Origin of the sequence: Erwinia rhapontici (assembly GCF_012271765.1) — a bacterium.
GTDB lineage: Bacteria > Pseudomonadota > Gammaproteobacteria > Enterobacterales > Enterobacteriaceae > Erwinia > Erwinia rhapontici.
Genome location: NZ_VRKO01000010.1, coordinates 222,351 through 247,606, shown reverse-complemented (window position 1 = coordinate 247,606; position 25,256 = coordinate 222,351). Strand labels below are relative to the sequence as shown.

Here is a 25,256-nt window from a genome sequence, read left to right as displayed (position 1 = left end):
ATGGAACAGGGAGTATAGCGGCAGAAGGGGCTGAGGCACAGAGGGGATCGTATTCTTATGGCGCTTTCATGGCATAATGTCCCTTTATTGCTGCTTTACAGGTCTTCATGTCGTTCACCCTACGTCCCTATCAGCAGGAAGCCGTGGATGCCACCATCCGCTATTTCCGCCACACGTCGCAACCTGCGGTCATTGTACTGCCTACCGGAGCCGGTAAAAGCCTGGTGATTGCAGAACTGGCACGGGTCGCACGCGGGCGCGTGCTGGTGCTGGCCCACGTGAAAGAGCTGGTGGCGCAGAACCACAGTAAATATCAGGCATATGGGCTGGAGGCCGATATCTTTGCCGCCGGGCTGCAACGTAAAGAGAGCCATGCCAAGGTGGTGTTTGGTAGCGTGCAGTCAGTAGCACGAAATCTGGCGCAGTTCAGTGCCGAATTTTCGCTGCTGATTATCGACGAATGCCACCGCATCAGCGATGCCGACGACAGCCAGTACCAGCAAATTATCAATCAGCTGCGCCAGCATAATCCGCAGCTCCGGCTGCTGGGCCTGACGGCCACGCCGTATCGCCTGGGCAAAGGCTGGATTTATCAGTTCCATTATCACGGCATGGTCAGAGGCGACGAACGCGCCTTCTTTCGCGACTGCATCTATGAGCTACCGCTGCGCTATATGATCAAACACGGCTTTCTGGTGCCGCCTGAGCGGCTGGATATGCCCGTGGTGCAGTATGATTTCAGTCGTTTACAGGCGCAGGAAAACGGCCTGTTCAGCGAGGCGGATCTCAACCGTGAACTGAAACAGCAACAGCGTATTACGCCGCACATTATCCAGCAGATTGTTGAATTTGCCCAACAGCGGGAAGGCGTGATGATTTTCGCCGCCACGGTCGACCATGCGCGTGAAGTGCTCGGATTGCTGCCGGGCAGTAAAGCGCTGATCAGCGCGGGCACGCCGGCTGCCGAGCGTGACGCGCTGATCGCCGCATTTAAAGCACGTGAACTGCGGTATATGGTCAATGTGTCGGTGCTGACGACAGGGTTTGATGCCCCGCATGTTGATCTTATCGCTATTCTGCGCCCCACCGAGTCAGTCAGCCTGTATCAACAAATTGTCGGACGCGGGCTGCGGCTCAGCCCTGGTAAAACAGACTGTCTGATCCTCGACTATGCCGGTAACCCCCACGATATTTTTACCCCGGAAGTCGGTGCGCCCAAGGGTAAAAGTGATAATCAGCCGGTGCAGGTTTTCTGCCCTGGCTGTGGTTTTGCCAATACCTTCTGGGGTAAAACCACTCAGGATGGCACCCTTATCGAACATTTTGGCCGTCGCTGCCAGGGCGTGCTGGAGGATGATGACGGGCTGCGTGAACAGTGTGATTACCGTTTTCGCTTTAAAAACTGCCCACACTGTCATGCTGAAAATGATATTGCCGCACGCCGCTGCCGGGAGTGTGATGCAATCCTTGTTGACCCTGACGATATGCTGAAAGCCGCACTGAAACTGAAAGATGCGCTGGTGCTGCGCTGTGCGGCGATGGTGCTGGAGAGCGGGAGCGACGACCAGGGCGAATGGCTGAAGGTGCGTTACTTCGATGAAGAAGCGACCGAAGTCAGCGAGCGCTTTCGTTTAAAAACCCCGGCGCAGCGCACCGCCTTTGAGCAGCTATTTCTGCGCCCGCATCAACGTGCACCCGGCGTACCGCTGGGCTGGAAGAGCGCTGCCGATATCATTGCGCTTCAGCCGCTGCTGCGTCATCCCGATTTCGTCGTCGCGCGTAAACAGCGCCATTACTGGCAAGTGCGCGAGAAAGTGTTTGATTACCAGGGACGTTTCCGCCGGGCCAACGAATTACGTTAAAACAGACGGATTGCCGCTCCTGCTCTGCTTTCCGACTTAATACATTGCCTGAAAAGGCAAACCCGGGTATAATTCCGCCCGCTTTTAACTGGCTTTGCCGGATAAAAGCTGAACAATCCACCTGTTGCTGGGTCGCCTGTAGCAGGAATAAAACTTGAAGAGACTTAAAAATGTTCACTATTAATGTTGAAGCTCGTAAAGAGCAGGGCAAGGGTGCGAGCCGCCGCCTGCGTTTAGCTAACAAATTCCCAGCCATCATCTATGGCGGAAATGAAGCAGCTGTTGCTATCGAACTGGACCACGACTCTGTTATGAACCTGCAGGCGAAGCCTGGTTTCTACGACGAAGTTCTGACCCTGGTTGTTGATGGCAAAGAAACTAAAGTAAAAGTGCAGGCTGTTCAGCGTCACCCGTTCAAGCCAAAACTGCACCACATCGACTTCGTTCGCGCTTAATCGCCCGTTCGTTTTAGATGTGAAAAAAACGCCGCTTAATGCGGCGTTTTTTTTCGTCTATTTTCCGCTGGTACGGCGCTGCAACTGGTCGCGCAGGTTAGGCGGTGTCCCTTTAATGGTCAGCGTGTCAGTGGTCGGATCCCAGAAGATACGTTCACCTAACAGCATTGCGTCAAAGTTGATCGTCAGCCCGCCGCCGCTGCCGGCAAATTTGGTCAACTGGCGCAGCGTACTGCGGTCTGCCGGGAAGCTCTCTTCCAGCTCGTAACCCTGTTCCTGAGTAAAGGCCTGGAAGGTTTTGTCTCCCAGCGGGGCCAGCTCATTCGACAGGCCTTCCAGTTCAATCTCTTCACCGGATTTAAGCTGCTCGTTGCAATAAGTGGAAACCTGCTGGCGGTAGTTTTGCCGCTCATTTTTATCGAGGCTGGCTTCGGCACAGTAGTCATCCACCGCCTGTAGCAGGCCACGGTTCTGCGCTTTTGTATCCAGGCCCACGCTGGCACCGAGGAAGTCCATAAAGAAATCAGCCACTTTACGCCCCACCCGCCCACGCAGGAAGGTCAGGTAACGAGTCGATTCCGGGTTGGTTTCCCACTCGGTCAGATCGATGCGAGCCACGATATCGGCATGATTGATGTCCAGATAGTGGGTCGTGCTGATATCCAGCTCTTCGTTAACACGCATGCTGTTCTGGCTGTTCAGTACCGCAATCAGCAAATACTCAACCGCCAGATAGCGATAGTGACCGAATAACACCACGCCACCCTCTGCGAACGGATACTTGCTTAGCTCATCGCGCAGGCGTGCACTGGCGGCGCGGCTAAACGCCAGGAAATCATTCTCGCCCTTACGACAGTTGCGTAATGCATCGGCGAGTTCGCTCTCTTCATTAAACAGGCCATAGGCTTTGCTCTTGGCACTGTAAACGCGATGCAGCTCTTCCATCATTGCCGTCACGGGCGCGTTGGACGGTAACAGTGAATCTCGCAGCACCAGCTCCAGCGTCTGTTCGTCACGCTTGATCATCTGGTGAAGGGCAATCTGGGTGATATCCAGACTCATGGTAAACTCTCCTTTAAGCACAGGCGCGTATTCAATCACTGTGCGACTTTACGATCAACTGTCAGAACGATGCACAGTTCATTCGCGCGTCATTACGATAAAAATGCAGAAAAAAGCACGTTCTTACGGTAAGATAGCGCCCTTTAAACCTCAGTATAAAATTGACGTTATGGCACAATCATCCCGCTACAGCAACGAGCGCGTGGAGAAGATCCTCGCAGAAATGGTCCAGGTTCTGGAATCAAACCAGACCCCAACCGATCTTTCCCTGATGGTATTGGGGAATATGGTGACCAACTTACTTAACACCAGCGTGTCACCGGCACAGCGCCAGGCAATGGCACGTTCGTTTGCCGATGCCCTGCAGGCGTCGGTACGCGATGACCAAGCCCACTGATGAGATGATCCTGATTCCGATATGGTAACAAATCGACAGCGCTACCGTGAAAAAGTGTCCCAGATGATTAGCTGGGGGCATTGGTTCGCCCTGTTTAACATCATCTTTGCGCTTATTCTGGGTAGCCGTTACCTGTTTGTCTCCGACTGGCCAGCCTCGCTGGCCGGTCGCATCTACTCATTCAGCAGCTGGATTGGCCATTTCAGCTTTATTGTTTTCGCTGCCTATCTGCTGATTATATTTCCACTGACCTTTGTGGTGATGTCGCAGCGCCTGCTGCGCTTTCTCTCTGCGATTATCGCGACTGCCGGGCTGACGCTGGTTCTGGTGGATAGCGCGGTGTTTTCCCGCTTCCACCTGCACCTGAACCCGGTCGTCTGGGAGCTGGTGGTGAACCCCGACCAAAGTGAGATGGCCCGTGACTGGCAACTGATGTTTATCAGCGTACCGGTCATCTTCCTGGTGGAGATGCTGTTTGCCACCTGGAGCTGGCAGAAACTGCGCAGTCTGAACCGTCGCAGCTTTGGTAAACCCCTGGCCGGGCTGTTTATCAGCGCCTTCTTTGCCAGCCACCTGATGTACATCTGGGCGGATGCCAATTTCTACCGTCCAATCACTATGCAGCGCTCGAACCTGCCGCTCTCTTATCCGATGACCGCGCGACGCTTCCTTGAGAAGCACGGCCTGCTGGATGCTCAGGAATATCAACGCCGCCTGGTACAACAGGGTAACCCTGAAGCCGTGTCAGTCGCTTATCCGCTCAGCGATATCACCTTCAGTGATAAAGGCACGCGTAACAACCTGCTGGTGATTACCGTTGATGGGCTGAATGAAGCATCGATGGCGAAATCATTGCCCAACCTGACACGTTTTGCCGAAAGTAACGTGCGCTTCAGCCAGCATTTCAGCTCAGGCGCTACGGAAGACAGTGGATTATTTGGCCTGTTCTACGGCATCTCACCAAGCTATATGGATGGCGTGCTGTCATCGCGTATTCCCTCAACGCTGATCACGGCGTTGGGGCAACAGGGTTACCAACTGGGTCTGTTTGCCAGCGACGGTTTCAACTCGCCGCTGTATCGCCAGGCCCTGCTCACCGACTTCTCTTTACCGACATCGCAGAGCCAGTCGAATGCGGATACCACCCGTCAGTGGCAGCGCTGGCTGGACGGACATAAAAACGAAGGGACGCCGTGGTTCTCCTACCTGTCGTTGTCGACGTCTGACAGCAGTGATAGCGCCGATAAGCAGAGCGCTCGTCACTACAATCGCGCCGCGGCCAGTGTAGACCAGCAGATCCAGACGGTGCTGACGACCCTGGAACAAAAAGGATTACTGGCGAACACCGTGGTGGTGATCACCGCCCAACACGGCGTGGTGCTGGAAGGCGATACCACGCCGGGAAATCGTGAAATGTTGCAGGTACCTCTGGTAGTTCACTGGCCGCAAACCCCTGCGCAAACCGTCAATAAGTTGACAGATCATCAGGATATAATGACCACCCTGATGCAGCGCCTGCTGCACGTCAACACGCCAGCGGTTGATTACTCGCAGGGCGAGGATCTGTTTGCTGCCCAGCGACGTCACAACTGGGTTGCCAGCAGCACCCATCATCAACTGCTGATCACCACCCCGCAGGAGACGCTGGCGCTGGATAACAATGGGGGCTATGCTGCCTGGGATTTGCAGGGCCAGCCGTTGAAAGATCACAAGCCGCAGCTGGCATTGTTGTTACAGGTTCTCACTGACGAAAAACGATTTATCGCAAATTAGCTGTATAAATCTAGAGCAGTCAACGCGTTAGCGGGTTGCAATCAGGATGCAGTTGGGTAATATAGATGACTCTGTCGGCGCGTAGCGCAGCCTGGTAGCGCATCGTCATGGGGTGGCGAGGGTCGAGAGTTCAAATCTCTCCGTGCCGACCAAATTACTCCGATAGGTCAAGGGGTTAATCGTAAGGTTAGCCCCTTTACTTTATGTAGATTTTTGCACATGTGCAACACCCCATTGCACATGCCCTCTCCCGCTTTTTTGCACCTTGCACTTCACACATGAGTACATCCAGCAAATCCTCCCCATACGATTGAGAATGTCGCCTTGCTACATTCCCTCGCTCGCTAGCTCGCTATGCGCTACCAGGCTGCGCTACGTGCCGACCTGCCAATGACGCATTCCATGCGAGACACATTAAGCCGTGTGTACGCTCGTAGGTAACCTATTGAATACAAGTAAATTACCCCCGTCTAGCTAAGACACGGGTCAGTTTTATTTTTATTAAGAGTGCTGTCAGGAACGATGATGGGGGGTACGGGGGGGTTGCCTTATAGTGCATCACACCTTCTGAGTTTCTAGCAGAAATTATGTGTATGCGGGGCCTTGTACGGGATGTTAAGAAGAAGCCCCTTTACAGGGGCATTCAATAGGTAAGACGCATCCTACAGCGTATTGCTGCATCAGATTGCGTATATGAGGGCTTTATGAGGATGGGGTAATCAAATCACCTAGGGAGTGTAAAGCGTCAAAAAATTATCTAATAAAAATTGTCATCTGGTGCCCATTCTAAGCGGTCATCCCACTCTTCATGGTAACAATAGGGGCATTGCAAAATTTTCCCCTCAAGATAGTCTTCAAGCTGCTCTCTCCTGAAGAGGAAAGGCGTTCCGCAATCATTACATTTAACGTTCCTGTTACGCTCCCTTAGACGCGCGAGCTTAGACACAGAGGATTGGCACAGACCAGCTTCAATAACACTTCTTAACGTTTGAGAGTTGTTGAAAATGCCAGCTACTGATGCAACAGGAAATCCTTCAAGTTTAACATCCCTCACCTTGTAGAGGCTGTTGCGCTTCTCAATGACAAGCCCCTTGTAGGCAAAGACCATAGCGCCGTCATGCGTATTAAACCCCCTCCAGCGCTTGTTCTCTTCCTCCGTATATTTGGAGCGTTTCACGTTACCCTTGAAATGAGTTTTAGGTACGTAACCTTTACGCATAAGGTTACTCTCCGTTGCGTTGCTGTTTGAACCACTCAATAGCCGCTCTCGTATTACGAAGAGGTGAGGCGGAGGCTGGATTACGCGCCCTCATGTTCTGTTTGAAAGTTTCAAATGCATCGGGAGCTTTAGCTTCAGCCTCTTGTGCTTCCCTGATAGCAGGCGGAATCCACACTTCCTGCTCTGCTTGTCTGCGAAGCTGCGCCCAATAGGCCGATACCTCTTTGTCACTTGCTCCCCTGCGTAGAGGTGTGTTTTTAGTTGCTGGTTCCATCATGCTTACAGCATCTGCTACCATCTGGATTGCTTGTTCCTGCGAATAGCCTTCATTGACCAACTGATTAATAGCATCAGGTACATTCATTATTATCTTCCTTTCCAATTAAAAGTTTTCGTGGGGTCATAACAACCTCTTTCAACCATTTTATCAATAAAACCTTCTCGCCAGGTGTTAGTGAATAAATGGCGTGGGGTAATATATTTTTTATCTTTTGCATAGGAGACGGGTGAGTTTGCGAACCCTGACATAGCGCCTCTCTTATAAAGTTTTTAAATCAAGGCGCTTGAGGGTTTTCTTCACACTGTCAATTGTCCAAGGCTGTCCCCAACGCGTCAGGATGCCTTTGTTGTTTAAAGCATTAGCTAACGCAGTTAAGCCGTAACCATATTCAATTAACTCAATAATTGTTGGCTTTACCTTTTCGTCAAAAATAATTGTTTTGTTATTTCGAATATCTTCGTACATTGTTAATCCTTTTTTATTATTATAATTTAGATTGACCTATCATCTGCTGAAACAGGTCTAACAACTCTTAGTAAGAAATAAATTAGCGCTAGTGATTTACAAAATTGTGAAATCATTCTAAAAAGAATTCATTGAAATTAAATGATGGATACGTACCATCATGCGCTTTGAGTGCTCGATTACGTTTTGGATATACTGACTCAACCTAGCGTCATTACCCGTTCTGGCAAAATGTCGAATTGACCGCCTATCTCCCTTCGTAAACTCAATTGGGCATAGAACCCCATTAGAAGCCCCCTGAGATCTTTCATACGCTAATTTGTCAGCATTAAACTGGAAGGACGTAGAATCACTAAGGTTGATAATGCCACGCTCCTGATGAAGCTCAACACGTTTAATAAGACATTCAGCAGACTCCAAAAGAGAGCGGCAATAGCGCTCCCCTGGTGCATCACCCCCTTTAATGATACGACGTTTCCCAAGTGAAGCCTGAATGGACTTAACCGATAACTCTTCTCCTCTCATAACATTCACTAACTGCTTAATAGGAACTCGGGTATTCCCTGATGATGTGGTAGAGGCTGAGTAAACCAAATCATCCAACGCATTAGGCATGTTGCTTCGCCCGGTATCTTCGCAGTATTGAACGTTACAAAAGAAAGAGGAATACTGATTAGAGATTCTTTTAGGCTTACGCCCTCTCACCTCAGGATTAATTTCGGAGGTAGTATTTAGAGAGCTTCCAAAAAGATCATCTAGAACCTCACTGACGCAATCATTAACATCATACTCAAGCGGGAGTGTATCAATTGTATCATTGATGATTTCACCAGTATGCACATCGATAGCCATCACCTGACCATCCATTACCAACCATTTAACCTTCATTATTATTGTCCTGTTTGGTTTTTATTTCGGAGGTAGTTATTAAGAATCTCTAAAACTGTCATAGGTATCAACTTTCGTAATCTGCCCATGTAGATATCTTGTGCCAACATGGTTCACAATTAGATTAAAGAAAATATAGAGCGTGCAGCGTTGCTGCGTTAAACTCAACCCTTCATTAAGAATTAAATTAATAACATACATGCACAGCAAAGCTGCACATGTCGAGAAGTTCAATAGAATGCCTACGGCGTTACGCAATAAACTCATTCAGCCAGATAGGCTGGCTTCATCTCGTTTACATCAAGTGCTTTCTTTAGGAGCGTAGAGAGGCCTCAAGGCTGAGTGAGCTTCTTGCGTGCTTTAGGCCCGCACGGCCTGAGTGAGTTCATTGAACGAACGGGGAGTGCGTAAGGATGTTAAGGTTCTACTACAAGTGATAGAGGTAAAAAAACATCTCTTATATCTATATAACCGTTTTTTTCGAAAAAGGTTAGAAAGAAACCTCATTTTTTTAGTCTCTGTGTAGCACTTCTCTCTCTATATAAACTCTTTTTTTCAGAAAACATTTCAACTTTTTGAAAATAAATTTTACTTTTCTTCGAGGATTGACACCACTCTTCGCAGTGCTCGTGCGTAACCTACTGAATCTGCTTGCTTATATGCCCAAGAGGGTGAATCATAGTCAGCAGAGCGATTTCGTAGCTCCTCTTCTTCAAACGCCTTCAAGACTTCAACAAGACGACGACGGATTAGAGCTGAGGGGCCAAAGGCCTCCTCCACGTCCTTCGCTTCTTGTGAACCCTTGCGTAAGCCTTTGGTCCACGCTGAATACTTCCATAGGTGGTGCTGAGTTCTCAACCTGCAAGTGTTTCTGTGTTTGAATTCAGATAATACATGGTGTGATGATAGCATTACATTGATAGAAGCGATTTAAACGCACTGAGAGCCAATTTAAGGGAATTAAAACCAAAAGACACTCAAAGACATTGCCATGATCCAGATCTCGTTAGAATGCTTTACAGAGAGAATTAAGGGTATGTAACAGAATAACCCTTTAACCTTAGGCTTATACTTCACACTAATACCCAATTATCCCCTTGTTCACTAATGCTTTCATGGCAAGATAAAAATCCTCCGAACTCAATTCACAACTATAGCTCCACCCTCTGCGTCACAACAACAACTTGCTAAACAAGGATAGTCTGTGACAATTTCCCTACCGCCTCTCTCCCCCCTAATGCATGGATAACCGACAGATTTCTTTATCAATCCTTGACAGGCGCTACTACTAAAGCTATCAAGTGTTGTTACCTTTTTCGTTAGCCGCATATGGCTTACTATACACAAGCAAAGCTGAGATTTGACATGGATAAACGATATCAAGTTTTTGTTAGTTCCACTTTTACTGACCTTAAAGAAGAGCGTAAACATGTAATTCAAACGCTCATGGAAATGGACTGTATCCCAGCGGGAATGGAGCTATTTCCAGCTATTGATGAAGAACAGTGGGAATTCATCAAAAAAATCATTGATGACTGCGACTATTATCTTCTCATCATTGGTGGCAGGTATGGTTCAGTTGCTGAAGATGGATTAAGTTATACTGAAAAAGAATTCGATTATGCTATTGAAAAAGGCTTAAAAGTAACGGTATTAACTCATGAAAGTCCAGATTCATTACCTGTCAATAAGTCAGAAATTAATCCAGAGTCCAGAGAGAAACTAACAGCATTCATTACTAAAGCCACCACAGGACGCTTAAGAAGAACATGGTCATCTGAAAAAGAGCTTCCGGGCCTAGTCGCTTTGAGCATGACAAAAACCATTAAAACTTATCCAGCAGTAGGTTGGGTTCGAGCAGATAAAATTACTAACGAGTCTGCGCTTGAGGAGCTCAATGAGCTGAGAAAAGAGAACCTTAAAATTCAAAAAGAACTAGACGACAATAAAAACAAAAACCTTCCATCAATACCAAAAAACATTGCTGGACTTGATAAGGAATTCACAATAAATTTTGAACTAATTTCGAACGATATTATGAGATTTCAACGTTATAATTCGACGATCACTAAAAAGCTTAGCGATATATTTAACTTCATCTCACCTATTATATACAAAACATGTAATGATTCAGATGTTGTGGATAAAATCAATGAACTCATTAAAAAGAACACAAATAGCGATGGTCTTTCAGCATATGTAGACGATGACGATTACCAAGTGATTAGCTTGCAACTTTTAGCCCTAGGGTTAGTTGAAATAAATGCAGGAAAATGGAATCTCACCACAGAAGGCATTAACAAAATGATGGATCTTAAGTTAGTTAGAGATTAATAATCATGGGTGAGAAATGGCTCACCCGTTTTATCTTACCCCATCAGATCAGCCACTTTACTTGCCTTTATGTGGCTGTATCTTGCCAGCATACTAATACTTTTATGCCCGGAGATGCACTGAAGCTGTATAGTGTTAAATCCCATTTCAGCGTAACGAGTGATAGCAGTGTGACGCAAGGAATGGAAGCACACCCCGTACACATGGCTTAATCTTGCTGCTCTTCTGAAAGCTTGTGTAACAGCGTAAGGGGTTAATATAAACAGCCTGCTATTATGCTGCCTGCCATCACATAACTCTCTGAGTAAAGATAACGCATTAGAAGATAGGGGAACATCTCGTCCTTCTCCATTCTTCGTCTGTTCATCAGAGAGGTGGATAACCTTTTGCTTAAAATCCACCATAGAAGGAGTGATGGCTAATAACTCCCCCCTTCTCATAGCAGTTTCCCACGCAAGCATGATGATAGCTTTGGACTTCTCACTAGCGCGTTCCAATATCATCCTATATTCGAACTCTTCAACAATTTTGGTACGGGGTTTACCAGCGTTAGGGAGCTTAACTGGCTTAACCACATCACTACAGGCTATACCCTTCTCCGTGCTAGCCCAGCGCAGCACTCGTGATAATAGCTGTAACTCTAAACGGACAGTAGAGCCTGCTACTTGTTTAAGTCGCTCTACCTTATATGTTGAAATGTCTTCAGAGGTTATCGCCTCCAGTGGCTTTCCTTTGAGGTTGCGCCCCACAACAGCCAGGCGGGATCTTGTCGTTTCATATGCCCCTCTTCGCTTACCCTCTCTTATCATCACTTCTTCAAGATATGAAGGAATCAAAAATTCTATTGGTGGGGATACTCGTTTTAAGTCCCGTTCTAAGTTTTTTGCCCACTGTTCAGCCTCTTCGCGCGTTAAATGTGTAGCTGTCTTAGTCGGGTATCCCTTAATCCTGACCTGTGCATTCCACTTGCCAGAGGGAAGTTGTCTGATGGTAGCCATATGCAATTATCTCATGTGCATGATGACCTATCATATTGAGTAAGCTAACATTTCCATTTCCATATTGGTCATGGGGTGGCGAGGGTCGAGAGTTCAAATCTCTCCGTGCCGACCAATTTTTATCTTACCCCACAATGACTTACCTATATTTAACCTTCCTTAGCCTGGTGGCTTATTGTGGCTCATGCCGTAAGAGACCTTACCACCACTAACAGAACCATTAGTTTCATTTCAAAGCCCCCTGAACAACACCAGATTTAATTAGCCACACTTTCCCGGATGGGTAGAAAACAACATCAAACAAACCCTGTTGATAACTCTTAGTTCCGTTAGGTGCTGATTCAGTCAATACAGCAGGCTTACCCTCAACAGAAACGATACCTAAACTATCCTGCTTAACGACCACGCCGTACCCTTTCCACACTTTGACTTTATGCGCTGATTGAGCATGAAATTTTACAGTGCTTGCATTACGTAAAGCCTGATTTTCAGCAGCTCCGACAATAGCCGCTTGACGATTTTGTTCTGCAAGGTAGCACGTATCACGGCTGATGCCTTGAGCCTCACAGGAAGCCAAACGTGAAGCCTGAGAGCTACATCCAGCGAATAACACAGCAGCAACAATAAATAGTTTTTTCATAAACTTAATGCCCTAATTAAAAAATGTGATGAAAGTCACCATCATCACTAATTAAAGTCACTGTATCGGATTAATGAATCCAAATCTTGACACTAGTCAATAAATCACACAGCACACTACCTAAAGACTTTTTTAAGACTAAATAACTAATAATTAGCCTTAACTGTAGGGACGTGTAAGACGGCGTTAACTGTTTAGTTGGGGCGATCTGAGGGGGTAACTGGGCCAGCGTTGACGGTGAACCGGGATGGCCGACCTTCTGTTTCGGTCGACCAGTGTTGCAGGCCAGCCTCCTGATGCACACCCTCAGCACGGGTCGCTCGGAAAAAATGATCGCGCCCTGCAAGAGATCGCATTGTTTTTACGCTCTTTTTTTCGTCGATTCTCTGCATTTTTCCGTCAAAAAACGTGGCGAAACTCTCAATCTTCATCACTGAAACAAAACTGTCACAGTAATATCATACGCTGTCGCTAGACTTTCATCGCACTGTCAGACAGGGATAACTCAAATGGCCATTATCAAAGCAAAAAACTTCAAAGACGCAGAAGAACTGCTTCATTCAGGTATCAGTAAAGTGGAACTGGCTTATGACATCGGTAGTGACGACTTCTTTCGTCTTGCCAGCCAGTGGTGCGATCGTGGCGCCAAGATCTCCAAAGGCCACGATCACTTCGTTGTCTCACTGAAAAGTTTCGCGATCCCCCCTAATCACTGATTAACGCCTTTATTTTGATATCCAGCCACTAACCTGTTTAAATAAATCATCTTATTTGAACAGGTTAGCGGCTATGACTGCACTGCACCTCCCGTCTTACCCGCCTTTTATTTCACACTGCACCCTGCAACCGCTGGCCGAGCATCCCGATATCTATCTGCTGGATGCACACTACGATGCCGCGCATTTCACGGAATCCCTGTTTACCACGCTGACTATCCCTGCGCCTGAACACTTACAGCGGGCAGTCAAAAAGCGCCGTGCTGAATATCTGGCCAGCCGCTACTGCCTGCAACAGGCGCTGACAAGCTGGGGTATTCCCTCGTTTTTGCTGCGTAATACCCCCGATCGCGCCCCCATCTGGCCACAAGGTATCAACGGGTCACTGTCGCACACCCACCAGCAGGTCTGCGCACTGCTGACGCGTCGTCAGGATCGGCTGCTCGGCGTTGACTGTGAACGTATTATGACGCCGCAGGTCGCCCATGAGACGCACCCCATGCTGATCACCGCAGCAGAGAAAGCACGCCTGGAACTGAGTGAAGTTCCCTTTACGACGGCGCTGACCGTGGCTTTTTCGCTAAAGGAGAGTCTGTATAAGGCGCTTTACCCGCGGGTGTTGCAGTTTATGGATTTCAGTGCAGCGGAAGTGATTCAGTGCAGTGCCGACTTACAGCACATCAGCCTGCGTCTGACGCAGACAATTTCCGGGGAGATGGTGGTCGGGAGAATTTTTGAGGGAAGAGCCATACTGCAACCCGATCAGGTGATCACCTGGATTATCGGGCCGCAGCAGCGCAGAGATTAACGGGATGCATCGTGATGACGCTGTTGCAGCGACGGCAGATCGTGTAGATCCACACCGTACAGCTCAACCATCGGCATCATTGCCTCAATCACCCGACAGCTGTCTAATGTTGCCATGCCAGAGGGTGCCTGAAAAAATCGCGTGAAGTGCAGCCAGATACCTTTCATCATTTATTCCTCTGTTAACCGCCTGTCGCATCAGGCTTCAAGTGAAGCTTTATTAAACCCGACTCCCCCCGCCAGACAAAATACCCATTTCGCACAGCCTTTGCCGATTCCCGGCAAACGTGGGTTAATCCCATTTCCCGACTGATATAAGCCAGATTTGTTGTTTTACAGCAGCGGACCCTCCTTCAATAATTGCCAGCAACTGATACCGTTCAAGGATGCATTATGGCTTACCGACTGAGCTTACTGGATAAAAGCCCCCTGGCTGAAGGCGAAACCGCGGCGGTTGCGCTGGCACGAACCCTGACCCTGGCGCAACGGGCGGAAGAACTGGGTTATCACCGCATCTGGCTGGCAGAACACCACAACACGGCCGCACTGGCCAGCCCGTCACCGGAAGTGCTGATCGCCTGGATCCTCGCCCACACGCGCCACATCCGTGTCGGTTCCGGTGGCGTGATGTTGCAGCACTACAGCCCGTATAAAGTCGCGGAAAACTTCAATTTGCTGGCATCACTGGCCCCTGGCCGCGTCGATTTGGGCGTGGGTAAAGCGCCGGGCGGGCTGCCGCTGTCCACGAAAGCATTACAGCAGGGTGTAAACGCGGAAGAGAAAGGGGATTTTGCCAGCCAGCTGCGCGCGCTGGATCAGTGGCTGAGCGCCTCCCCTGCCCCTGAAGGTGAAGACCAGCTGCTGGCCACGCCGGTACCACCGCGCCCGGCAACTCGTTTTCTGCTGGGTGCCAGCGAAGCCAGCGCTCAGCTGGCCGCCGAGCTGAACTGGCAGTTCGTGTTTGCCGCCCACCTGAATGGCGACAAGCAGGAACTGGAACGCGCCCTGACGGCTTACCGCACACACAGCAAAGGACAATCCGCGCTGCTGGCCGTGCAGGCCATTGTTGCCGATAGCGAAGCCGAAGCCGATCTGTTGGCGGCCGATTTACAGCACTTCCGCGTGCATGTGGATAACGGCCAAAGCGTCACGGTCGGCAATCTGGCCCAGGCCGAGGCCTTTATTCGCCAGTCCGGCGCGAAACAGTACCGGATTGAACCACGTGAATCCGCCGTACTGAAAGGCACCGCCGCAGAGGTTCACGCCCATCTGGACGCGCTGCATCAGCGTTTCGGGGTGGAAGAATTCATTATTGATACCCCGATCAGTGCAGGTGTTCCACGCCTGAAATCCCTGCAACTGCTGGCCACCCACCAGCTGGTTGCCGCATAAGGAGCCGGACCATGAGCCACTCTCTTGCACAGCAGCTCGTCGCCTGGCGCCGTGAACTGCACCAGTATCCTGAGCTGTCGAACGAGGAGTTTGCCACCACGGAACGCATCACCGGCTGGCTGAAAGAAGCTGACATTACCCTCCTGCCTTTTGATCTGGCGACAGGCGTCGTGGCCGAAGTCGGTCAGGGTGAGCCGTTGATCGCCCTGCGTGCTGATATCGATGCCCTGCCGATTGAAGAGATCGTCCCGGTCGAATTCCGCTCGCAGCATCAGGGCGTGATGCACGCCTGCGGTCACGATGTGCACACCTCTGTGATTCTGGGTGCCGCAAAACTGCTTAAGGCCCGTGAAAAGAGCCTGCCCGGCCGCGTTCGCCTGCTGTTTCAACCGGCAGAAGAACGCTTTGGTGGCGCGAAAACGCTGATCAAAGCGGGTGCTTTACAGGACGTGGCAGCGATTTTCGGTATGCATAACGCCCCGGAACTGCCGGTCGGTACGTTTGAGACGCGTGGTGGCCCGTTCTACGCCAACGTGGATCGTTTTGACATCGACATTCACGGCAAAGGTGCCCATGCAGCCCGGCCGCAGGAAGGGGTGGATGCGATTGTGATCGCCAGCCAGATCGTCAGCGCCTTACAGACCCTGGTCAGCCGCAGTTACAGCCCGCTAGAATCCGTGGTGGTCAGCGTCACACGCATTGAGGGCGGCAATACCTGGAATGTGTTACCGCAGAAAGTGGTGCTGGAAGGCACAGTACGGACCCATAACGCGGCGATCCGCAGCGAGCTGCCGCAGCGCCTGCGCACGCTTATTGCAGGCATCGCCAGTGGCTTTGGTGCACGTGCCGACCTCAACTGGCATGCCGGCCCGCCGGCATTGATTAATACCGAGTACTGGGCCGAGTTCAGCAAACAGGTGGCTGCCCGTCAGGGTTACGCAGTGCAACATGCCGAACTGCAAATGGGGGGCGAAGATTTTGCCTTCTACCTGCATAACACGCCGGGCACCTTTGTCAGCATCGGCAGCAACAGTGAATTTGGTCTGCATCACCCTGGTTTTAACCCGGATGAAGCCCTGCTGTATCCCGCCGCAGAATACTTTAGCCAGCTGGCTGAAGCGGCGCTGAAGGACATCGCTTAACGGGCTGAGAACGGCCCGATTCATCTGCATTTTCACCATAATAAGAGTCATTCATCATGAAAAAATCATCCGTATTACTGGGCCTGCTCAGCGCGTCTTTGTGGCTTGGCACCACAGCAAATGCAGAAACCGTCAAGATTAACGGGACCGGGATCAGCGTCGAGGCCAATGCCACGCCGGTGCACGCGCCGCTGAATCCGGACGCCGTCAAACTGCTGCCGAAAGATCTTAAGCTGGCCGTACCGGGCAAGTTTACCGTCGCCGTTGCGGCACTGAACTCACCGCCACTGACGCTGTTCTCCGATGACAATAAAACCCTGCAAGGCAGTGAAGTGGATATCGCCCGCCTGGTGGCTGACAGCCTGGGGCTGGAGCTGAACGTGGTACCGACCTCATGGGAGGACTGGCCGCTGGGCGTCAGTTCCGGTAAGTATGACGCCGCCATCACCAACGTGACGGTGACCAAAGCGCGTAAAGAGAAGTTCGATTTCGCCACCTACCGTAAAGACTCCCTCGGTTTCTACGTGAAGTCTGACAGTAAAATCACCTCACTGACCAAAGCCGAAGATATCGCCGGGTTGCGCATTATTGTCGGCTCCGGCACCAACCAGGAAGCGATCCTGCTGGCGTGGGATGCCGAAAATCAGAAGAAAGGTCTGAAACCGTTCACGCCTAACTATGTGAAGGATGATGCTGCGCAAACGCTGGCACTGCAGTCCGGACGCGCCGATGCCTTCTTCGGCCCGAACGTGATCGGTGCATGGAAAGCCGCACTGACCGGAAAAACCAGGCTGGTGGGCAGCGTGGATGGCGGCTGGCCGAAAGCGGCCCATATCGCCGTAACGCTGAAGAAAGGTAACGGGCTGGTGACTGCCGTTAACGCCGCGCTAAATGGCGTGATCAAAGGGGGCGAGTACGACAAGGTGCTGAACCGCTGGGGCGAAGGCATTGAGCGTCTTGACCATTCTGAAATCAACCCGGAAGGCCTGGGCGACTAACGGAGGTCAGCATGAGCCATGAACAGTTCCGCCAGCTGTCGCCGGAGGCGCCTGAACTGGCGCCGATTATCGACGGGTTATTTGGTGAGTACAGCGCACGTTACGGTGACTTCTTTGCACGCGATGCCGAAGTCGAACTGACCGAATGGTATTTGTCGCCCCGGGGGATGTTTGTGGTGCTGGAGCGCGACGGGGACATTATTGCGATGGGCGCTTACAAGGCACTCGATGCCGAAACAGCAGAATTGAAACGCATCTGGACGCGCAGTGACCTGCGCCGCCAGGGCCTGGCCCTGAAGGTGCTGGTGGAGCTGGAACGCCGCGCCCTGCTGGCGGGTTATCGTCAGGTGTATCTGACCACCGGTTTCCGTCAGCCGGAGGCCGTGCGACTGTATCTGTCCCACGGTTATCAGCCGCAGTTTGATACCCGCCGTGACCCGGAAGAGTACAGCCTGCCACCGCATGATGGCCGCCTGCGCTTTACCAAGCCGTTGCACGAGAACGTCGATGCAGGAGCCGCCAATGAAACCCAGTGAAACCCTGCGCGTCGTGCCCGCACGCTACCCGCTGCGATTGGTGGGGGCGGTGATCGCGCTGTTTATTCTGGCCGTGGTGATCCAGTCCGTGGCGTTTAACCCACGCTGGGAGTGGTCAGTATTCGCTCAGTGGTTCTTTGCCCCGGCGATCCTCAGTGGTCTGGGCCAGACGCTGCTGCTGACGCTGATCGCCAGCCTGCTGAGTATCCTGCTCGGAGTGGGCCTTGCGCTGGCACGTCTCTCCCCTTCCTGGCTGCTCTCCGGGCTGGCGTTCGGTTATATCTGGCTGTTCCGCTCGCTACCGCTGATTGTGGTGCTGATTATTCTCTACAACTTCTCCTATCTGTACGACACGCTCTCACTGGGGATTCCGTTTACCCCGCTAACACTGATTGAGTATAAAACCATTGATGTGCTCGGGCAGTTCAGCACCGCGGTGATTGGGCTGACGCTGGTGCAGGCCGCCTATACCGCTGAGATTATTCGTGGCGGGATTTTAGGCGTGGATCAGGGGCAGTTTGAAGCCGCTGCCGCTCTTGGGTTACCCTCATCGCGCCGCACGCTGCGCATTATCCTGCCGCAGGCGCTGCGCTCCATTATTCCTACCGGCTTTAACGAAATCATCAGCCTCGCCAAAGGCACCGCGATGGTTTATGTGCTGGCGATGCCGGAGCTGTTTTACACCATCCAGATGGTTTACAACCGCACGCAGCAGGTGATCCCGCTGCTGATGGTGGCGGCCGTCTGGTATCTGCTGATCACCACGGTGTTATCGGTGTTCCAGCACTATGTGGAACGCTGGCTGGCCCGGGGGGCCACGCGTGAACCCGTTAGCCGCCTAGCCTCTGCGCGTCTGCGCGCCGCCGTTACCCCTGTCAGGAGCTAATCATGTCTGAAGCTATCGATCTGCACAGCGATGCCACTCTCGGTCATATTTCGATTGCCGGGGTGAGTAAAAGTTATGGCCGTTTCAAGGCGCTGGACGATGTGTCGCTGGAACTACCGCCCGGTTCCGTGACGGTGATCCTCGGTCCTTCCGGATCGGGAAAGTCCACCCTGCTGCGGGCAATCAATCATCTTGAGCGCGTGGATGAAGGTTTTATCCGTATTGATGGCGACTATATTGGCTATCAGCGTAAAGGCAATAAGCTGTATGAGCTGAAGGAAAAAGCGATCCTCAAACAGCGTATCGGCGTGGGCTATGTGTTCCAGAATTTCAATCTGTTCCCCCACCTCACGGTGCTGGAAAACATTATTGAAGCGCCGCTGGCCCATAAGCAACTGTCACGCGCCGATGCCGAAGAACGGGCTTTGCAGCTGCTCGACACGGTCGGTCTGCGCCATAAAGCCGATGCCTGGCCGCGCCATCTTTCTGGCGGGCAGCAACAGCGAGTGGCGATTGCCCGCGCGCTGGCGCTGAATCCGAAGGTGATTCTGTTTGATGAACCCACGTCGGCGCTGGACCCGGAGCTGGTCGGCGAGGTACTCGATACCATTAAGCAGCTGGCGCGTTCCGGCACAACGCTGGTCGTGGTCACGCACGAGATCGGTTTCGCCCGCGAGGTGGCGGATAATGTGGTGTTTATGGTGGAAGGGAAAATTGTGGAGCAAGGCAGCGCCGGGCAGGTGTTGAACCAGCCGCAGCATCCGAGGACCCGTCGTTTTCTGGCGAAGGTGCTGTGATAAGTCAGTATCACCATAGGGTCGGGGTACGCCTCGACCTCATCGGCAACGGGCGAGGCATGCCTCACCCCTACGAAAACCTTTATCTGTCACGGGCGAGGCGTGCCTCGCCCCTACGAAAACCTTTACCTGCCACGGGCGAGGCGTGCCTCGCCCCTACGAAAACCTTACCTCGCCCCTAGACTAATGTATCCGTCCTTTTCACGGCATCCAGCGTAGCCTGATCGCGTTCATCCCCTGTCAATTCACTCAGTGTGCCGTCACGCATCTCCAGCAGGCGATCCGCATGCAGGAAATAATGGTCATCATGGCTGATGGCAAACACCGTTTTCCCCAGTGACTGCAACCACGGCAACAGCTCGCGATAGAAGATGCGGCGGAAGTGCGGGTCCTGATCGGCGGCCCACTCGTCAAGCAACAGGATATCGCGCTGCTCTGCCGTCGCCAGCAGCAGCGCAAGGCGCTTGGTCTGCCCCTTCGACAGCTTCAGGTTCAGCACGCGGTTGCCTTCCAGCTTGATTTTATCCTGCATTTTCAGGCGTTCCAGCCAGTTCTGTACCAGCGCCGGGTCAATCGCCTGCCCCTGATCATCAATCAGGCGGTCAAACAGATGCACATCGGTAAACACCGCCGAAAACAGGCGACGATAGCTCTCCATTGAGGACGCTTCCACCACCTGGCCATCCAGCAGAATGTCGCCAGATACCGGCTGATATAACCCGGTCAGCAGCATCGCCAGCGTGGATTTCCCACTGCCGTTACCGCCAATCAGGAACACCAGTTCGCCACGCTTAAGCGTCATGTTCACCGGGCCAACGTGGAAACCGTTATCGCCGTAATGGAACATCAGATTACGCAGTTCCAGCGTCTGCCAGTTTTTCGCCGCCGGAAGCTGCGGGAACTCAGCTTCATAAGGCGCCAGATTAAAGGTGTTCAGCTTGTCGAAGGCTACCTGTGCGGTCAGCAGCGTGGGCAGTGCTCCCACCGCTGAAAGCATCGGCGTGCGCAGGAACAGCAGGGTCAGCGAGTAGGTCGCCGCCACCGCGGTATCGGCCCAGCCAAGGCTGTTCGCCAGGTAAAATGCCAGCCCGATGGCGCCCAGCATCATGATATTCGACCAGTTCACCGCGCTCAGATGGTAAGTATCGGCCCGCACAATATGGTGACGATAGGTCTTTGCATCTTCGCTGTAGACGTTTTCAAAGATCTGCTGCGCGCGCTGACGGTTCAGCGCCAGCTCTTTACGCCCTTCAATAATAATCTGGAAGTCGTGATACAGACGGTCTTCCGTGTCGCGCAGCACCGCCATATGTTGATAAACGCGTGCCACCAGCAGCCAGCCGCCGATAATCGTCACCGCCACCCACACGGAGGTCACCACCATCATTTTCGGTGACAGCCAGGCCAGATAGGCCGCAGAGCCGATCGTCAGGATGATCCCCTGAATCAGCTCCGGCAGACGCACAAAAGCAATGGTGATATTACGCACATCACTGGTCAGGCTGGCCAGCAGCTGAGCGTTACCAATCTGCTCAATGCGCTCAACCCGCGTGTCGAGAATACGTTTGATAAATTCGCCGCGCAGACGATAGACGAAATGGTGGCCCAGCATGGTCAGCGCCAGCTGTGAACCCAGCGTAACCGCCATCAACAGCAGCAGCAGTCCGAGAAACTGCGGTAACACCATCACAGAGGAATTAAGGGTGACGATCAGTTCGCGGTTAATGAAAGCAATCAGTCCAATCCCCAGCGCGGCGCTAAGAAGGCTAAGCACGATCACCAGAATAAACGGCCAGCGATACTGCTTATAAACAACGTGAAGCAACTCCATGAATACGTCCCGGCAGGTAAAAAGCAGCTTGCAGTTTAATGAGAAGCAAGACGAGATCAATAACAATTCTCATTCGGGAACGTTTACACGCGGGCTAGCGGGCGCGGCGAAAGGTCAGATTGAAGCGAAAAGGCCCGGTGAGCGGATGGATGCCGGGTTTGAGCGGCAGAATACCGTGGTAACGCAGACGTGATGGCCCGCCCCAGACCACCACATCCCCCTGCTCCAGCAGCACGCGCTGGCAGGCGTCAGCGCGCTCAAAACCACCAAATAAAAAGACCGCTGGCAGCCCCAGCGATACGGACACAATAGGCTGACGCAGATCGCGTTCATCTTTGTCCTGATGCAGGGTAAGCTTTGCCCCCGGTTCGTAGCGGTTGATCAGACAGGCATCGGGGGAAAAACCACTAAACCCGGCTTCAGCGGCGCAGGTCACGGCCAGCTCCCGGAAGGAAGCGGGCATCGCGGGCCAGCGCTTGCCGCTGACGTCGTCCTGGGCGCTGTACTGGTAACCGCGTGAGTCCGTAGACCAGCCAAGATCGCCGCAGTTGGTCATCGCCACTGACATCTTATGGCCGCCGGGCGTGATGCGATGTTCAAAAGGATTCTGCGCAGCAATCTGGTTCACCTGTGCCATCAGCTCTGCGGCGCTGTCACGAACGCGGCGGCGCAGGATCACCGCGCCGTCCATCAGCGGTTCTTGCCACGGGGCATCATCGGCAAACAGATCGAGCATTGGAACTCCTTCGCGTATCAGTGTGGAGAGGATGGCGGGATAAAGGCCGCAAACTGTGGCGACATCCAGTGGCTGAAATGATCACCCTCTTTGAAAATCAGATAGACCGCCAGCTTATCACGCAATGCCAGTGCTTTGGCCTTCTCGGTACCCAGCACCATCAGCCCGGTGTCCCAGCCATCGGCTTCCAGCGCCGTGGTGGCAATCACCGTGACAGAGACCAGCTTATGCTGAATGGGGCGACCCGTTGACGGGTCAATCACGTGTGAGATGCGTTTTCCTTCCAGCTCATAATAGTTGCGATAGCTACCGGAGGTGCTGATGCCGTGCCCCTGAAGGTCGACAATCGCCTGAACGGCGTTCTCCTGATCGGTCGGTTTCTGGATCGCCACCTGCCACGCATTGCCCTGGGCATTTTTGCCGCGCGTCAGCACCGCGCCGCCCACCGACACCAGATAATGGTTAATCCCCTGCTGCTCCATCAGCCGCGCCAGATGGTCGGTGGCAAAACCTTCACCGACGGTCGAGAGATCAACATACAGCTCAGGCAGGTCTTTCTGCAGCCAGGATTGCCCGGCACGGTTGATCACCTGTAAATGTTCCAGCCCGGTTAAGGCGCGGGCAGCATCAATCTGAGGTTGTGTCGGCGTCTTCAGCGGCTGTTTATCCGGCCCAAACCCCCACAGGTTAACCAACGGACCCAGCGTGATATCCATCGCGCCTGAGGTCTGCTGCCCGATGCGTAACGACAGCGTGATGATATCGGCCATGTTGTTACTGATGGGCTGCGGCGCGCTGCCGCGATACTGGTTAAAACGTGACAAAACCGAATCACTTTTCCAGGTGGAAAGTTCGTGGTCATCGTTATCCAGCTGCTGCTGTATCGCTTTTTGCAGGGCGTCACGACGCTCAGGCGCGACGCCCGCCAGGCTCACCCTCCAGAATGTTCCCATTGTTTTACCTTCGAGCACCATCCCTTCAGATCCCGCTGATGGCTTAGGATTGTCACAGGACGTCAGCAAGTAAACCACCATCAAACCTAAAAAAAACCGCCATTTACTCTTCATATCAACCTGTAACCTTGATTAAAAACTGGTCCGAACCGTGCTTTACCGCAGGGAAAACTAGGACTCGATGCCTTGATCTTACCGCCATTGCTCACCAGGATGGTAGCTGTACAGGGCACTCGTGACGCCCATCATTCACTCTTAAAGGAGAGCCATAATGATCTATTACGTGCTTCTCATGGCTTCAATCGCCCTGATTATCTTTGCAGGCTTTAAGCATTACAAGCAGACACACGTCCGACACTTACCGCGTCCGCGTCACCGCTAACACGGTATGCCAGACTCCCCCGGCCGCACCGGGGTGAGTTCACCGGCACCATCCTGGTGCATCATGCCTCTCTCTGAGCCGCGCACAGTATCACAAGCCACCTGAACCGCCCCTCAATCCGCTCTCCCCCAACCTGGCACGTTTTCTGCTTGATAACCCTTATTGTTCAGAATGAGGAAAGGTCATGCGCAACAAAAATGCGGTCAAAGAAAACCAGGCCCGACGTCGTCTGTTGAGATTTTCACTGCTGACGCTCGGAGGAGCAGGACTGGAAGGCAGTACGCAGCATTTCGCCGGGAAAGAAGAAGGAGAAGAGAGCGATAAAAAAGTGGCCGTGATGGCCGCCTGAACCTGGCATGATCAAAAAAGCCGCCTCTGCGTCATATCACGCAGAGGCGGCTTTTTATTGTGCCTCAGGCTTATCGCGGCCAGGAAAATGGCCGTATCAGGTGAGGATTAGAACTGGTAAACCAGGCCTACAGCCACCACGTTGTCGGTATTGATACCGGCAGCCTGGGTGAAGTTGTTGTCATCCAGCAGATTGATCTGGTAATCCGCATAGGTCGACATGTTTTTGTTGAAGTAGTAAGTCGCGCCGACATCGATGTACTGTTTCAGGTTCTGGGTGCCCCAGTTCTGAATATCGGTTCCGCGTGAAGTCACGTAAGCCAGTGACGGACGCAGACCAAAGTCGAACTGATACTGTGCAACCAGTTCCCAGTTTTCTGCTTTATCGGCAAAGCCGTAGGCGGCCGGATTATCCGTGCTGCCGAAGCGAGTCGCGTTGTACGATTTGGTGTACATGGCTGCCAGGTAAACGTTGTTCGCGTCATATTTCAGACCACCGGTGTAAGCTTCTGCTTTGTCACCGTTGCCCAGCAGCGCATTGCTGTTCTGGGTATTGGTGCGGTCAGAAGAGAACATGGCAGCACCAGCGCTGAAGCCCGCACCGATGTCGTAGGTGGCAGAAAGGCCATATCCATCGCCGTTCTGTGCGGTAGCGCTACGGTTGCCCGCCACTTCAGCATCGCTGTCATTTTTACCCTGGTACTGTACGGCGAAGTTCAGGCCTTCGACCAGACCAAAGAAGTTGTTGTTACGGTAGGTCGCCATGCCCGAGCCGCGCTGGAACATGAAGTTATCTGCACCGTAGGTATCGCCACCGAACTCTGGCAGTACGTCGGTCCATGCGCCGATGTCGTATGCCACGCCGTAGTTACGACCATAATCGAATGAGCCAGCGTCACCGAATTTCAGACCGGCAAAACCAACGCGGGTATAGCTGTTCGCTGTTCCCTGGGCTTCAGCGGTGTTCAGGGCTGCCTGATATTCCCACTGACCGTAGCCGGTCAGCTGGTCGGAAATCTGGGTTTCACCTTTGAAGCCGAAACGCAGATAAGACTGGTCGCCATCTGAACCGGAGTCGTCTGAGAAGTAGTGCAGACCATCAACTTTACCGAACAGATCCAGTTTGTTGCCGTCTTTGTTATAGATTTCTGCCGCACCCGCTGAACCTGCTACCAGCAACGCCGGGACCATCAGAGAAAGAACGCGAAGTTTCATTTTTTAATACCCTCTCGATTATAAGTCTTATATTGCCACTGCGTGCTGTAGGTAAAAATTAAGCACTTAGTGTCATGTTAAGCTTGGGAGAGTAATAATCCATCAAGAAAATGATACTAAATCACATAAAATGTTTCTTAAGGG

At 52.0% G+C, this 25,256-nt stretch carries 24 protein-coding genes, 1 tRNA gene and 1 pseudogene; 15 read left to right on the top strand and 11 right to left on the bottom strand.

The window, feature by feature from the left end; translation table 11 throughout:
* The first annotated feature begins 107 nt into the window (after positions 1 to 107).
* A complete protein-coding gene (gene radD, locus FVB43_RS06430; RefSeq protein ID WP_167863611.1) occupies positions 108 to 1,862 on the top strand; it encodes a DNA repair helicase RadD in 1,755 nt (584 codons plus the stop codon).
* A 170-nt stretch (positions 1,863 to 2,032) separates the two neighbouring features.
* Positions 2,033 to 2,317 carry a 50S ribosomal protein L25 gene (gene rplY, locus FVB43_RS06425; RefSeq protein ID WP_133841448.1) on the top strand — a complete coding sequence of 95 codons (285 nt, stop codon included), beginning with the start codon at positions 2,033 to 2,035 and terminating at the stop codon, positions 2,315 to 2,317.
* Between the two features lie 57 nt (positions 2,318 to 2,374).
* On the opposite strand, the gene yejK is transcribed toward rplY, so the two are convergent.
* The gene (gene yejK, locus FVB43_RS06420; protein WP_133841447.1) at positions 2,375 to 3,379 is read right to left on the bottom strand and encodes a nucleoid-associated protein YejK; all 1,005 of its coding nucleotides are present in this window, start codon (positions 3,377 to 3,379) and stop codon (positions 2,375 to 2,377) included.
* Between the two features lie 169 nt (positions 3,380 to 3,548).
* On the opposite strand from yejK, the gene FVB43_RS06415 reads away from it, so the two are divergent.
* The 3 genes from FVB43_RS06415 to FVB43_RS06405 all read left to right on the top strand — a co-directional run bounded on the left by FVB43_RS06415 (position 3,549) and on the right by FVB43_RS06405 (position 5,701).
* Positions 3,549 to 3,776, top strand: a complete 228-nt coding sequence (locus FVB43_RS06415; protein ID WP_133841446.1) for a YejL family protein — start codon at positions 3,549 to 3,551, stop codon at positions 3,774 to 3,776.
* Positions 3,777 to 3,797: 21 nt separating this feature from the next.
* Entirely contained in the window at positions 3,798 to 5,549 is a 1,752-nt protein-coding gene (gene yejM, locus FVB43_RS06410; RefSeq protein WP_133841445.1) for an LPS biosynthesis-modulating metalloenzyme YejM, read from the top strand.
* Between the two features lie 75 nt (positions 5,550 to 5,624).
* Positions 5,625 to 5,701: transfer RNA gene (locus FVB43_RS06405), tRNA-Pro, on the top strand.
* A 605-nt stretch (positions 5,702 to 6,306) separates the two neighbouring features.
* Here FVB43_RS06405 and FVB43_RS06400 read toward each other — a convergent pair.
* From FVB43_RS06400 to FVB43_RS06385, 4 genes are all read right to left on the bottom strand, one after another.
* Positions 6,307 to 6,768: a hypothetical protein gene (locus FVB43_RS06400; RefSeq protein ID WP_167863610.1), complete on the bottom strand. Its 462-nt coding sequence runs from the start codon at positions 6,766 to 6,768 to the stop codon at positions 6,307 to 6,309.
* Positions 6,769 to 6,772: 4 nt separating this feature from the next.
* Entirely contained in the window at positions 6,773 to 7,132 is a 360-nt protein-coding gene (locus FVB43_RS06395) for a hypothetical protein (protein ID WP_167863609.1), read from the bottom strand.
* 174 nt (positions 7,133 to 7,306) lie between these two features.
* Complete coding sequence (locus tag FVB43_RS06390; protein ID WP_167863608.1) at positions 7,307 to 7,513, bottom strand: recombinase family protein; 207 nt, start codon at positions 7,511 to 7,513, stop codon at positions 7,307 to 7,309.
* 117 nt (positions 7,514 to 7,630) lie between these two features.
* On the bottom strand, positions 7,631 to 8,401 hold the full coding sequence (locus tag FVB43_RS06385) for a hypothetical protein (RefSeq protein WP_167863607.1): 771 nt from the start codon (positions 8,399 to 8,401) through the stop codon (positions 7,631 to 7,633).
* 1,365 nt (positions 8,402 to 9,766) lie between these two features.
* Here FVB43_RS06385 and FVB43_RS06380 point away from each other — a divergent pair.
* Positions 9,767 to 10,735: a DUF4062 domain-containing protein gene (locus tag FVB43_RS06380; protein ID WP_167863606.1), complete on the top strand. Its 969-nt coding sequence runs from the start codon at positions 9,767 to 9,769 to the stop codon at positions 10,733 to 10,735.
* 35 nt (positions 10,736 to 10,770) lie between these two features.
* On the opposite strand, the gene FVB43_RS06375 is transcribed toward FVB43_RS06380, so the two are convergent.
* Both FVB43_RS06375 and FVB43_RS06370 read right to left on the bottom strand, forming a co-directional pair.
* A complete protein-coding gene (locus FVB43_RS06375) occupies positions 10,771 to 11,733 on the bottom strand; it encodes a tyrosine-type recombinase/integrase (RefSeq protein WP_167863605.1) in 963 nt (320 codons plus the stop codon).
* A gap of 226 nt (positions 11,734 to 11,959) precedes the next feature.
* A complete protein-coding gene (locus FVB43_RS06370) occupies positions 11,960 to 12,373 on the bottom strand; it encodes a hypothetical protein (RefSeq protein ID WP_133841444.1) in 414 nt (137 codons plus the stop codon).
* 509 nt (positions 12,374 to 12,882) lie between these two features.
* Here FVB43_RS06370 and FVB43_RS06365 point away from each other — a divergent pair.
* The 8 genes and pseudogenes from FVB43_RS06365 (at position 12,883) to FVB43_RS06330 (ending at position 19,647) form a co-directional block, all read left to right on the top strand.
* Complete coding sequence (locus tag FVB43_RS06365) at positions 12,883 to 13,089, top strand: hypothetical protein (RefSeq protein ID WP_133841443.1); 207 nt, start codon at positions 12,883 to 12,885, stop codon at positions 13,087 to 13,089.
* A 73-nt stretch (positions 13,090 to 13,162) separates the two neighbouring features.
* Positions 13,163 to 13,897, top strand: a complete 735-nt coding sequence (locus FVB43_RS06360; RefSeq protein ID WP_167863604.1) for a 4'-phosphopantetheinyl transferase family protein — start codon at positions 13,163 to 13,165, stop codon at positions 13,895 to 13,897.
* A gap of 392 nt (positions 13,898 to 14,289) precedes the next feature.
* Positions 14,290 to 15,288, top strand: coding sequence for an LLM class flavin-dependent oxidoreductase (locus FVB43_RS06355; RefSeq protein WP_167863603.1), 999 nt, complete (start codon positions 14,290 to 14,292; stop codon positions 15,286 to 15,288).
* Positions 15,289 to 15,299: 11 nt separating this feature from the next.
* Positions 15,300 to 16,430, top strand: coding sequence for a M20 peptidase aminoacylase family protein (locus FVB43_RS06350; protein ID WP_159336297.1), 1,131 nt, complete (start codon positions 15,300 to 15,302; stop codon positions 16,428 to 16,430).
* A 44-nt stretch (positions 16,431 to 16,474) separates the two neighbouring features.
* Positions 16,475 to 17,428, top strand: a pseudogene (locus tag FVB43_RS06345) (ABC transporter substrate-binding protein); the annotation flags it as partial.
* Between the two features lie 11 nt (positions 17,429 to 17,439).
* Positions 17,440 to 17,964, top strand: coding sequence for a GNAT family N-acetyltransferase (locus FVB43_RS06340; RefSeq protein ID WP_133841438.1), 525 nt, complete (start codon positions 17,440 to 17,442; stop codon positions 17,962 to 17,964).
* Positions 17,951 to 18,850 carry an amino acid ABC transporter permease gene (locus tag FVB43_RS06335; protein WP_167863602.1) on the top strand — a complete coding sequence of 300 codons (900 nt, stop codon included), beginning with the start codon at positions 17,951 to 17,953 and terminating at the stop codon, positions 18,848 to 18,850. Before FVB43_RS06340 ends, FVB43_RS06335 begins: the two co-directional genes overlap by 14 nt.
* A gap of 2 nt (positions 18,851 to 18,852) precedes the next feature.
* A complete protein-coding gene (locus tag FVB43_RS06330) occupies positions 18,853 to 19,647 on the top strand; it encodes an amino acid ABC transporter ATP-binding protein (protein ID WP_133841436.1) in 795 nt (264 codons plus the stop codon).
* A gap of 178 nt (positions 19,648 to 19,825) precedes the next feature.
* On the opposite strand, the gene FVB43_RS06325 is transcribed toward FVB43_RS06330, so the two are convergent.
* From FVB43_RS06325 to apbE, 3 genes are all read right to left on the bottom strand, one after another.
* Entirely contained in the window at positions 19,826 to 21,478 is a 1,653-nt protein-coding gene (locus tag FVB43_RS06325; protein WP_133841435.1) for a multidrug ABC transporter permease/ATP-binding protein, read from the bottom strand.
* Positions 21,479 to 21,572: 94 nt separating this feature from the next.
* Positions 21,573 to 22,214, bottom strand: a complete 642-nt coding sequence (gene alkB / locus FVB43_RS06320) for a DNA oxidative demethylase AlkB (RefSeq protein ID WP_133841434.1) — start codon at positions 22,212 to 22,214, stop codon at positions 21,573 to 21,575.
* 17 nt (positions 22,215 to 22,231) lie between these two features.
* Positions 22,232 to 23,281, bottom strand: a complete 1,050-nt coding sequence (apbE, locus tag FVB43_RS06315; RefSeq protein ID WP_133841433.1) for an FAD:protein FMN transferase ApbE — start codon at positions 23,279 to 23,281, stop codon at positions 22,232 to 22,234.
* A 452-nt stretch (positions 23,282 to 23,733) separates the two neighbouring features.
* On the opposite strand from apbE, the gene FVB43_RS06310 reads away from it, so the two are divergent.
* The gene (locus FVB43_RS06310; RefSeq protein ID WP_159336293.1) at positions 23,734 to 23,898 is read left to right on the top strand and encodes a hypothetical protein; all 165 of its coding nucleotides are present in this window, start codon (positions 23,734 to 23,736) and stop codon (positions 23,896 to 23,898) included.
* Positions 23,899 to 24,005: 107 nt separating this feature from the next.
* Here FVB43_RS06310 and ompC read toward each other — a convergent pair whose 3' ends face one another.
* On the bottom strand, positions 24,006 to 25,112 hold the full coding sequence (gene ompC, locus FVB43_RS06305; protein WP_133841432.1) for a porin OmpC: 1,107 nt from the start codon (positions 25,110 to 25,112) through the stop codon (positions 24,006 to 24,008).
* Positions 25,113 to 25,256: the final 144 nt, after the last annotated feature.